Annotated in this window: 6 protein-coding genes and 1 riboswitch; of the genes, 2 read left to right on the forward strand and 4 right to left on the reverse strand. The window is 65.4% G+C overall.

Annotation, left to right across the window (positions count from 1 at the left end; genetic code table 11):
- Positions 1-83: 83 nt before the first annotated feature.
- A riboswitch (S-adenosyl-L-homocysteine riboswitch) is annotated at positions 84-160 on the reverse strand.
- 91 nt (positions 161-251) lie between these two features.
- From metH to ACFQGD_RS24945, 4 genes are all read right to left on the reverse strand, one after another.
- Positions 252-3980 carry a methionine synthase gene (metH, locus tag ACFQGD_RS24930; protein WP_345395239.1) on the reverse strand — a complete coding sequence of 1243 codons (3729 nt, stop codon included), beginning with the start codon at positions 3978-3980 and terminating at the stop codon, positions 252-254.
- A 7-nt stretch (positions 3981-3987) separates the two neighbouring features.
- Positions 3988-4965: a carbohydrate kinase family protein gene (locus ACFQGD_RS24935; protein ID WP_345395236.1), complete on the reverse strand. Its 978-nt coding sequence runs from the start codon at positions 4963-4965 to the stop codon at positions 3988-3990.
- Between the two features lie 101 nt (positions 4966-5066).
- Positions 5067-6266 (reverse strand): methionine adenosyltransferase, encoded by a 1200-nt coding sequence (gene metK, locus ACFQGD_RS24940; RefSeq protein WP_390183659.1) that lies wholly within the window; start codon positions 6264-6266, stop codon positions 5067-5069.
- Positions 6267-6297: 31 nt separating this feature from the next.
- On the reverse strand, positions 6298-7995 hold the full coding sequence (locus ACFQGD_RS24945; RefSeq protein ID WP_345395233.1) for a glycine/sarcosine N-methyltransferase: 1698 nt from the start codon (positions 7993-7995) through the stop codon (positions 6298-6300).
- Between the two features lie 1073 nt (positions 7996-9068).
- On the opposite strand from ACFQGD_RS24945, the gene ACFQGD_RS24950 reads away from it, so the two are divergent.
- Positions 9069-10139, forward strand: coding sequence for a Glu/Leu/Phe/Val dehydrogenase dimerization domain-containing protein (locus tag ACFQGD_RS24950; protein WP_345395230.1), 1071 nt, complete (start codon positions 9069-9071; stop codon positions 10137-10139).
- Between the two features lie 249 nt (positions 10140-10388).
- Positions 10389-11366 (forward strand): endonuclease/exonuclease/phosphatase family protein, encoded by a 978-nt coding sequence (locus ACFQGD_RS24955; RefSeq protein ID WP_345395227.1) that lies wholly within the window; start codon positions 10389-10391, stop codon positions 11364-11366.
- Positions 11367-11429: the final 63 nt, after the last annotated feature.

Below are 11429 nucleotides of genomic sequence, written 5' to 3' on the forward strand. Positions count from 1 at the left end.
GAGCTGAGGGATTACGGGAACAAAGGGGACGCCGCACGAGCGACGGGATCAGGGAACTGATCTGTCAACACGGTCGGCCTCCTCGCAAGAAGGCGCCCTTGCTGCAAGAGACGGGGCCGAGCGTGGCGGACGATCGTCCGCTGCAGCGCCTCTCGGCCGTGACTTCGAGTTTCGCAAAACCGCAGTACGACGTCAAACCTTCGTCGCACGGCTCACTGAGTCGACCTCGGCGGTTAATGGAGACCATACGATCAGTCCTCCGGGTCGTAGCCCAGGTTGGCCGACAGCCAGCGCTCCGCCTCGGCAACCGACCAGCCTTTACGGTCGGCGTAGTCCTCGACCTGGTCGCGGCCGAGTCGACCGACGACGAAGTACCGCGACTCGGGGTGGCTGAAGTAGAAGCCGGAGACGGCGGCGCCGGGCCACATCGCCATCGACTCGGTGAGCTCGATGCCGACCGTCTTCTCCACATCGAGCAGCTGCCACAGCGTCTGCTTCTCGGTGTGCTCCGGGCACGCCGGGTATCCGGGGGCGGGGCGAATGCCGTCGTACCGCTCCTTGATCAGACCGACGTTGTCCAGGTCTTCGTCGGGTGCGTAGCCCCAGAACTCCTTGCGCACGCGCTCGTGCATCCGCTCGGCGAACGCCTCAGCGAGCCGGTCGGCCAGTGACTCCAGCAGGATCGCGTTGTAGTCGTCGAGGGCATCCTTGAACTCCTGCACCTTCTGCTGCGAGCCGAGGCCCGCGGTGACGGCGAACGCACCGACCCAGTCGTCGAGACCCGTTTCGCGAGGCGCCACGAAGTCGCCGATGGAGCGGTTCGGGACGCCCTCGCGGTGCTGGCCCTGCTGGCGCAGGTTGAACAGCGTCGTCAGCTTCTCGGTGCGCGCCTCGTCGGCGTAGAGCTCGATGTCGTCGCCGACCGCGTTGGCCGGGAAGAGTCCGATGACGCCGTTGGCGGTCAGCCACTTCTCCTCGATCAGCTTGTCGAGCATGGCCTGCGCGTCGTCGTACAGCTTGCGCGCGGCCTCACCGGTCGACGGGTTGTTGAGGATGTCCGGGAACGACCCCTTCATCTCCCATGCGTTGAAGAACGGCTGCCAGTCGATGTACGGGCGCAACTCGGCCAGGTCGTAGTCCTCGAAGACGTGCACGCCCGGCTTGGCAGGCACCGGCGGCGTGTACGACGACCAGTCGATCGGCGTCCGGTTCTCCCGGGCTTGCTCGAGGCTGACCAACGGCCGGTCCTGCTTGTTCGCGTGACGAGCGCGCAGCGCATCGTAATCGGCCTGGACCTCGGCCATCAGCGTCTCGCGCTGCGTCTCGTGCAGCAGCGACGCCACCACCGGCACCGAGCGTGAGGCGTCCTTCACCCACACCACGGGCCCGTGGTACTTCTTGTCGACCTTGACCGCCGTATGTGCGCGTGAAGTCGTGGCACCGCCGACCAACAGCGGTATGTCGAACTCCTGCCGCTGTAGCTCGGAGGCGAAGTTGACCATCTCGTCCAGCGACGGGGTGATCAGCCCGGACAGCCCGATCACGTCGGCCTGATGCTCCTTCGCGGCGTCGATGATCTTCTGCGCGGGCACCATGACGCCGAGGTCGATGACCTCGAAGTTGTTGCACTGCAGCACCACGCCGACGATGTTCTTGCCGATGTCGTGGACGTCGCCCTTCACGGTCGCCAGCACCACCGTGCCGTTGGTGTCCTTCTCGCCGGTGGTGCCGTTGTCCGCCTTCTCCTGCTCGATGAACGGGATCAGGTAGGCCACGGCCTTCTTCATCACGCGGGCGCTCTTGACCACCTGGGGCAGGAACATCTTGCCGGCGCCGAACAGGTCGCCGACGACGTTCATGCCGTCCATCAGCGGGCCCTCGATGACCTCGATCGGCCGGCCGCCGCGTTCGGCGATCTGGCCGCGCAGCTCCTCGGTGTCGGACTCGACGTGGGCGTCGATGCCCTTCACCAGCGCGTGCGTGATCCGTTCGCCGACCGGCAGTTCGCGCCACTCGTCGGCGGTCTCGTCGGTGGAGGTGCCGCTGCCCTTGTACTGCTCGGCGAGCTCCAGCAGACGCTCGGTCGCTGCCTGGGAGTCGTCGGTGCGGTTCAGGATGACGTCCTCGATGGCGTCCCGCAGGTCGGGCGCCACCTCGTCGTAGACGGCGAGCGCGCCCGCGTTGACGATTCCCATGTCCAGGCCCGCGTCGATCGCGTGGTAGAGGAAGACCGCGTGGATCGCCTCGCGCACGGTGTTGTTGCCGCGGAAGGAGAACGAGACGTTGGAGATGCCGCCGGAGACCTTCGCTTCCGGCAGGTTCTCCTTGATCCAACGGGCGCCCTCGATGAAGTCCACGCCGTACGTGGCGTGTTCCTCGATGCCCGTCGCGACCGCGAACACGTTCGGGTCGAAGACGATGTCCTCGCGGGGGAGGCCGACCCGGTCGACGAGGATGTCGTAGGCGCGCTTGCAGATCTCCTTGCGGCGTTCGAGATTGTCCGCCTGCCCGTCCTCGTCGAAGGCCATCACGACGACGGCCGCGCCGTACTTCTTGCAGAGCTCGGCCTGCTGAATGAACTCGTCCTCGCCCGCCTTGAGCGAGATCGAGTTGACGATCGGCTTGCCCTGGATGTTCTTCAGGCCGGCCTCGATGACCTCCCACTTGGAGGAGTCCACCATGATCGGCACCCGGCTGATGTCGGGTTCGGAGGCGATCAGCTTGAGGAAGCGGTCCATCGCCTCGACGCCGTCGATCATGCCCTCGTCCATGTTGACGTCGATGACCTGCGCGCCGTTCTCCACCTGCTGCACGGCCACCGAGAGGGCGGTGTCGTAGTCGCTGTCCTTGATCAGCTTGCGGAACCGGGCAGAGCCGGTGATGTTGGTCCGCTCGCCGACGTTCACGAACAGCGACGAGTTGTCGACGTTGAAAGGCTCCAGGCCGGAGAGCCGCATCGCCGGCTCGAGCTCGGCGGGCTTGCGAGGCGGCAGCCCGTCGGCCGCCTCCGCGATCGCGGCGATGTGGTCCGGGGTGGTACCGCAGCAGCCGCCGAGCACATTGACCAGACCGGCCTCGGCGAACTCGCGGACCACGGGCGCCATCTGCTCGGGGCTCTCGTCGTACTCGCCGAACGCGTTGGGCAAGCCCGCGTTGGGGTAGCAGTGCACGAAGCAGTCCGCGATCCGGCTGAGCTCCGCGACGTACTGGCGCATCTCGGACGCACCGAGAGCGCAGTTGAGGCCGACCATCAGCGGCTTGATGTGCCGGATCGAGTTGAAGAACGCCTCGGTGGTCTGACCCGACAACGTGCGGCCGGAGGCGTCGGTGATGGTGCCCGAGACCATCACCGGCCAACGGCGGCCACGCTCCTCGAACAGCGTCTCCAGCGCGAAGATGCAGGCCTTCGCGTTGAGCGTGTCGAAGATCGTCTCGATCAACAGCAGGTCCGCGCCGCCGTCCACGAGGGCGTTGGCCTGCTGGAGGTAGGCGGTGACCAGCTCGTCGTAAGAGACGTTGCGGGCGCCGGGGTCGTTGACGTCCGGAGAGATCGACGCCGTGCGGTTAGTCGGGCCCATCGCGCCCGCGACGTACCGCGGACGCTCCGGCGTCGCGAACTCGTCCGCGGCGACGCGCGCCAGCCGTGCGCTCTCGTAGTTGAGCTCGTAGACCAGCTCCTGCATCTCGAAGTCGGCCTGCGCGATCGTGGTCGCCGAGAAGGTGTTCGTCTCGACGATGTCCGCGCCTGCCTCGAGAAACTGGCGCGTGATGCCGGTGATCAGCTCCGGCTGGGTGAGCGACAGCAGGTCGCCGTTGCCCTTGACGTCGCAGCCCCAGTCGGCGAAGCGTTCGCCGCGGAACTCGGCCTCGCTTGGCGACTGCTGCTGGATCATCGTGCCCATCGCACCGTCGATGATCAAGATGCGCTCACGCAGCAGCGCGGAGAGCTCCTCGGTGCGGTCTGGCTGGATGTGGCTCACGTTCGTATCACACCCTCAGTTTGGACTCGATCTCGGCGGCGGCGTCATTGCCATAGGCACGCGCGGCGCGATCCGAGAAGTCAGCGCGGTCGAGCGGGTACTCCTGCGGGCCGACGGTCTCCAGCACGATGCTCGCCAGCACACAGCCAGCCTGCGCGGCGCGCTCCATGCTCAGGTTCCAGCTCATGCCCCACAGGAAGCCAGCACGGAAGGCGTCACCGACACCGGTCGGCTCGACCTCCTTCACCCCGGGCACGGCCTTGACCTGGACCGGCTCGTGATGCTTGCTCTCAATGCGCACACCCTGGCCGCCGTACGTGGTGACCCAGCTGCCGACCCGGTCAAGCACCTCATCCGTCGTCCAGCCGGTGTGCTTGAGCAGCAGCGAGCTCTCGTACTCGTTGGTGAACAGGTAGGACGCGCCATCAACGAGCTTCCGGACGTCCTCGCCTGGCATGATCGCCAGCTGCTGCGAGATGTCGGCGGCGAAGGTGAAGCCCCGCTGCCTGCACTCCTCGGTGTGGCGCAGCATGGCCTCGGGGTCGTTGGGCGCGATGACGACGAGATCTAGCTGACCGACGCGGTCGGCGACGGTCTGCAACTCGATCTCGCGGGCCTCGCTCATCGCGCCAGCGTAGAAGGACGCGATCTGGTTCTGCGTCTGGTCGGTGGTGCACAGGAACCGCGCGGTGTGCTTGTCCTCGGACACGTGCACCGACTTGGTGTCGACGCCGTGCCGGTCAAGCCACGAGCGGTAGTCACCGAAGTCGTGGCCGACGGCGCCGACCAGGATCGGTGAGAGTCCCATGCGACCCAGCGCGAAGGAGATGTTGGCGGCAACGCCTCCCCTGCGGATGTCCAGTTCCTCGACCAGGAAGGACAGCGAGACGTGGTCCAGCTGGTCGGCGACGAACTGGTCGCTGAACTTGCCGGAGAAGGACATCAGGTGGTCGGTCGCGATTGAGCCGGTCACCGCGATACGCATGCGGGCTCTCTCCTCTAGTGAGTCGAACGTCGTAAGTGTCGTGAGGCGAGGCTCCGCGGGTGACGCTCCGCCTCAGGAGCGTCACCCGCGGAGATGACGAGTTACGCCTTCGCGGCGTCCTTGAGGGCGGCGGCCCGGTCCGTGCGCTCCCACGGCACGTCGATGTCCTCACGGCCGAGGTGCCCGTACGCCGCGGTCGGGCGGTAGATCGGGCGCAGCAGGTCGAGGTCCCGGATGATCGCGGCAGGACGCAGGTCGAAGACCTCGTCGATGGCTGCCTGAATCTTAGCCGGGTCGACCTTCTCGGTGCCGAAGGTCTCCACGAACAGACCCACCGGCGCCGCCTTGCCGATGGCGTAGGCGGTCTGGATCTCGACACGGTCGGCAAGGCCTGCCGCGACGACGTTCTTGGCGACCCAGCGCGTCGCGTACGCGGCGGAACGGTCCACCTTCGACGGGTCCTTACCGGAGAAGGCGCCACCACCGTGGCGGGCCATACCGCCGTAGGTGTCCACGATGATCTTTCGGCCGGTCAGCCCGGCGTCACCCATCGGACCACCGACGACGAAGCGGCCGGTCGGGTTGATCAGGATCTTCGGGTCCTCAGCCTGCAGGCCGAGCGAGGTGATCTCCGGCTCGATGACGTGCTTCTTCAGGTCAGCCGCCAGCTGCTTGTCGAGGTCGATGCCCTCGGCGTGCTGGCTGGAGATGACCACGGTGTCCAGCCGAGCGGCCTTCTCACCGTCGTACTCGATGGTGACCTGGGTCTTGCCGTCCGGGCGCAGGTAGCCGACCGTGCCCTCCTTGCGGACCTTGGTCAGCCTGCGGGAGAGCCGGTGCGCCAGCGCGATCGGCAACGGCATCAGCTCGGGGGTGTCGGTGCAGGCGTAGCCGAACATGAGGCCCTGGTCACCGGCGCCCTGCTTGTCCAGGTCGTCGAGCTTGCTCTCCACCCGCGACTCGTACGCGGTGTCGACACCCTGGGCGATGTCCGGCGACTGCTGGTCGATCGCCACGTTGACACCGCAGGACGCGCCGTCGAAACCCTTGTCAGAGGAGTCGTAGCCGATCTCGAGGATCGTGTCGCGGACCAGCGACGGGATGTCGACGTAGGCCTTGGTGGTCACCTCACCGGCGATATGTACCTGTCCGGTCGTGATCAGCGTCTCCGCCGCGACACGCGAGGTGGGGTCCTCGCGCAGCATCGCGTCAAGGATGGCGTCGCTGATCGCGTCCGCCATCTTGTCGGGGTGCCCCTCGGTCACCGACTCGCTGCTGAACAGCCTTCGACTTGCAGTCACTATGCCAACCTCTCTGTGTTGTGCTGGTGGGTCAGGAACGTGCGTGGAAGATGCCCCAGGCGAGGTTGCCAGCGCGGCCACCCTCGACCCAGTGCTTGAGGCCCGTCTTCATGCGGGTGCGGTACTCCTGGCTGATGTGCTGGGAGATCTCATCCTCTCGCTTCTCGAGCTCCTCGAGCACCCGACCGTAGTGGGTGGGCAGCTGGGGAGTGCGGTCGTCGAACTCGACCACCTCCATGCCGAGGCGGCTCAACTCGCGGCGGTAGAACGAGGGCGAGCCCATCGACTCGAGGTGCAGTCGGTCCAGGATCGGCTTGAGGCTGGACTTGCTGGCGCTGTCAGACGCCATCGGGTCGGTGAAGATGAACTCACCTCCCGGCTTGAGCACACGGGAGACCTCCTGCAAGACGCGGACACGGTCACCGCTGTGCAGCATCGCGTCCTGCGACCAGATGATGTGGAACGTGTTGTCCTCGAACGGCAGGTCCTCGAACGATCCGTCCACCACATCGATCAGGTGGTCCAGCCCTTGCTCCACGTTGTGCTGGCGGTTTCGGTCGTTCTCCACCTCGCTGAGGTTGAGACAGGTGACCTTACACCCGTAGGTGCGCGCGAGATACCTGGCGGCACCGCCGTACCCAGCGCCGACGTCGAGCACGTGGGTGTTCTTGGTGAACTGGCCCTTGCTCGCCATGGTAGCCACGGTGCGCACGCTGGCTGGGGCGATCTCTTCCGACGGGTGCTCGTAGAGCCCGACGTGGATGTCCTCGCCGCCCCAGACATGGAAATAGAAGTTGTCCGCGTCCTCAGAATTGTAGTAGTCGCGGGCCGTATTCTCGGCGGATGAATAGCTCGCCTTGTCTACGAGCGATTTCACGTAATTCTTTTCCGCGACGTGAACGAGGAAGTCAGGCTCATCGGCCTTGAACGTTTCCTGGAAGTCACCGTACGTTTCGACGTGCTGGAAACCGACCTCACGCAAAAGCCTGCGGACATAATCTTTCCGCAGGGGGTACATGTTGAGGTGGTATTGGGAGTTGTCGGGGAACTGGTACCGGAATCGAGCCAGCCCCTCGTCGACGTACTCCGGCTCCGCGGTGACCTGGTCGCCGCAGTAGTAATACGTGTGCTTGCTGGAGAAACCATTGTCCAAAATGGTGTCATAGTTGCGCTGGTCGAGGATCAGCACGCCGTCGTGCTTGAGCACGGCGTAAAACTCCGCCAGCGCCTTGCGACGGTCCCGCTCCGAGAACAGGTGCGTGAAGGAGTTGCCGAGGCAGATGACGGCGTCGAACTCGCCGTGGACGTCGCGGTTGAGCCAGCGCCAGTCGGCGTGAACGACGCGGAGGATGTGGCCGCCGTAGTTCTTGCCGTTCTCGAAGGCCTTGGCCAGCATCTCGGGGCTGCCGTCGACGCTAACCGTCTCGAAACCCTCTTCGATCAACCGCACGGAGTGAAAGCCAGTACCCGTCGCGACGTCGAGGACGGATTTCACCCCACGCGACTTGAGCAGGTCGACGAAGAAGCTGCCTTCACTCTCGTAGCGCTTCTTCCAGTCGATCAGATCGTCCCACTTGTCAACGAATCCTTCGACGTACTCATCGGCGTAATGGTCGGAGTCACGCACCTGCAACGGATCAGCGCCAAAGTCCTGTTTTTGTTGGCCTGACAGGGCGCCATTACCGGAAGCGGGTGTCACGTCCGGTTCGTCGGTCATCGAGTTATTCATCGAGCTTCCTTCGGGTACGGCCGGAAATGTGATCGGTCAGACACGCCACGTGAGCAGCGCGTCGCAGGGTCACGTCACTTTCTACTGCCTCCTCCGCTACGGGATCCGCGCGCGACGCACCGATTCCGCCTAGCCGTAAATCGAACAGCGACCGCGCGACCGTCACGGTCCGCGGTCGGGCCGGCAGGCATGGATCACCTCGCCGCGACGGCTGGATCCCGCAACCCCGACCTAGTGGGCCCGGCGGCGCATCGGCGTTGATCACCGCAAACCACTGGCTAATAACTTATTCACTAGAAGCGCTCCGAATCAATAGGTCGATGGCGTGAAAGTCGGTTTTCACCCCAGGTGAAACTCGCGACCGTGAGTTTGCGACCTGCGCGCGCCTTCTCGACCGTTCGGTCAGCCCATCATTCTTGGCATACATGGAGGTAGTAGCGCGTCCAGTGCGAGTTGCCGACGACCACCCACCGCATTACCGTGCGCTAGACCACACCCGTCACGGCATCACTCAATTGCAGCAGTAAAAACAACCCTGAGTAGATTTTTGGCCCTCATGGCGCCCCTGCTTGGTCCGCTCGCCTGACGTTGCAACCTTCGGTTGAACATGGTGTGTAGCCGAATACCTAGGGCGCTCACATAATTACTTTCGGTAATATTGGGTTGCATTTTGCGGAACCGTTTCTCTAGAAACAACTTCCGACCGCGTTCACATACATAGTTGTTCCCGCAACAGATATGTCAGATTCACCACGATTCTGAACGGATCTAGCGCCGCCGCGCTACCGCGGGACCCGGAATGATCACGGGTCGGTGGGCACCGGACGCCGACCGCGCGAGGTCCGCCATCCCCGGCCGCGCGGACCTCGCGTCGCGGCAGGTCGCGTCGCGGCAGGTCGCGTCGCCGCCGACACGTGTGCTTCGTCGTCCTAGCGCCACAACACGGCAACGGCATGGTGAAGCTCGCGGGCTCGCGGCGAGCCGACGGGGCACCATAGAGTCAGGCACACATGCTCACGTGCCCCGGCCACGCCACAAGCGACGGACGGGGCCGACAACGAGAGGTCATCACCATGACTGCGAGAGTGTTCACCACAAGGCCCTGGCATGAGCAAGTCGTGTTCTGTCACGACGAGCCAAGCGGTCTTACCGCCATCATCGGTATCTACTCCACCGCGCTCGGCCCCGCGCTTGGCGGTACCCGCTTCTACCCGTTCGAGTCGGAAGACGCCGCGCTCGCGGACGTGCTCAACCTGTCGAAGGGGATGGCGTACAAGACCGCGCTCGCCGGGCTGCCGCTCGGCGGTGGCAAGGCCGTGATCATCGGCGACCCCGCGACCGACAAGACACCCGAACTGCTCCGAGCCTACGGCCGCTACGTGCAGTCCCTCGGTGGCCGCTACATCACCGCGTGCGATGTCGGCACGTTCGTCGCCGACATGGACATCGTCGCGACCGAGTGCGACTACGTCACCGGCCGCTCACCGGAACGCGGCGGCGCTGGCGACTCCTCGATCCTGACGGCCTACGGCACGCTGCGGGGGATGCGGGCCTGCGCCGAGCATCGATGGGGCACGTCGTCACTGCGGGACAGGACGGTCGGCATATCCGGCGTCGGCAAAGTCGGCCACCTGCTCGTCGACGACCTGATCGAGCAAGGCGCGCAGGTGGTGGTCACCGATGTCAACGAGCGCGCGATCGAGCGGGTACAGCGTGAGCATCCCGAGGTCCACGTCGTCGACGACACGCAGACGTTGATCACCTCGGACATCGACGTGTTCGCTCCGTGCGCGCTCGGTGGCGCGCTCAACGACGACTCGGTACCGGTGCTGCGAGCGAGCATCGTGTGTGGCGCGGCGAACAACCAGCTGGCACATCCTGGTGTCGAGCACGACCTCGCCGCGCGCGGCATCCTGTACGCGCCTGACTACGTCGTGAACTCCGGTGGCGTCATCCAGGTCGCCGACGAGCTACACGGGTTCGACTTCGACCGCGCGAAGGGTGTCGCGGCGAAGATCTTCGACACGACCAAGGAGGTCCTGGAGCTGGCCGACGCCGAGGGCGTCCCGCCAGCGACGGCCGCCGATCGGCTCGCGGAACGCCGCATGGCGGCGGCCCGCACCCCCGCAGCCGCGGCGAGCTGATGGCTGGCTGACGGCACGTCGACCCGCGCCGGGGCCCGTGTGGGTGGCATCCACCGGGCCCCGGCCCTCGCGTGCGTCGTGTCCTGCACTCCCGACACCGTGTCCTGCGTTCCCGACGCTGTGTCCTGCACTCCCGACGCTGTGTCCTGCGTTCCCGACGCTGTGTTCGTCATTCCGGCACACCGCGTAACCACACGGCCCACTCCGACGACCTTCGAGCAACACCTACTCGACCGTCGGATGGCACTCATGGCATCGACACCGGACATCCTCGCGCCGCCAGCCTCTGTCACACGCACTGTCGCGCGGCTGGACGCATCCCTCGACGCGACGGTTCCCGCGAAGCGACCTGAGGACAACATCCTGATCGCCACCTGGAACATCCGCGTCTTCTCCGACCTCACGAAGGCGTGGGAGACCCCAGAGGACACCTCTCCCCTGCGCAACTTCGCTGACCTGCACTACATCGCCGCGCACATCCGCCGGTTCGACGTCGTCGCGGTACAGGAAATCCGGGGCAACCTTCGCGCTCTGCGGTACCTACTCAAGGTGCTCGGCGACCGATGGACGTTCCTGCTCACCGACGTCAGCGGGGGCCACGCGGGCAACAACGAGCGACTCGGGTTCCTGTACGACACCGAACGTGTGAAGCCGTCCGGCCTCGCGTGCGAACTCGTGCTGACGCTCGGCGAGGGGCCCGCCAAGGTGAGTCGCGGTGTGATCGACAGGCAGTTCGCCCGCACCCCGTACGCGGTCAGCTTCCGCTCAGCGGAACAGACGTTCACGCTGGTCACACTGCACATCAACTACGGCGACAAACCCGCCGACCGCCTGCCCGAGTTGACCGCGATAGCGCAGTGGCTGGCGAACTGGGCCGAGCGCGAGTTCGGCTGGCATCACAACCTGATTACACTCGGTGACTTCAATATCGATCGCACGGACGACCCGCTGTTCGACGCCTTCACCTCCACGGGCCTCACCCCAGCGCCGCCACTGGCGACGCTGCCCCGCACAATCTTCGACAAACCCGGCAAGCAGCACCACTACGACCAGATCGCCTGGTTCACGCGCGGTTCCCGAGACCGGGCGGTGCTGAACCTTGAGTGCACGGCAGGTGGCCAACTCGACTTCACCGAGGGCTTGCGGGGCGATCAGACGCTCAACACGCTGTCTTGGCACATCTCAGACCACTACCCGCTGTGGGTGGAGTTCGGCGTCCCGCGATGACCGTCTCCCGCCGGCACCGAGCGGCCTCGGTGAGTGACACAACGTCCGAACGGAGGAACACTG

The sequence above is a fragment of the Haloechinothrix salitolerans genome, from assembly GCF_042662605.1.
Classification (GTDB): domain Bacteria; phylum Actinomycetota; class Actinomycetes; order Mycobacteriales; family Pseudonocardiaceae; genus Haloechinothrix_A; species Haloechinothrix_A salitolerans.

Excerpts from the sequence above, each read along its gene's own strand:
- ACFQGD_RS24950 (WP_345395230.1), top strand. The coding sequence starts at position 9,069 with ATGACTGCGAGAGTGTTCACCACAAGGCCCTGGCATGAGCAAGTCGTG.
- ACFQGD_RS24945 (WP_345395233.1), bottom strand. The coding sequence starts at position 7,995 with ATGAATAACTCGATGACCGACGAACCGGACGTGACACCCGCTTCCGGT.
- ACFQGD_RS24955 (WP_345395227.1), top strand. The coding sequence starts at position 10,389 with ATGGCATCGACACCGGACATCCTCGCGCCGCCAGCCTCTGTCACACGC.
- ACFQGD_RS24935 (WP_345395236.1), bottom strand. The coding sequence starts at position 4,965 with ATGCGTATCGCGGTGACCGGCTCAATCGCGACCGACCACCTGATGTCC.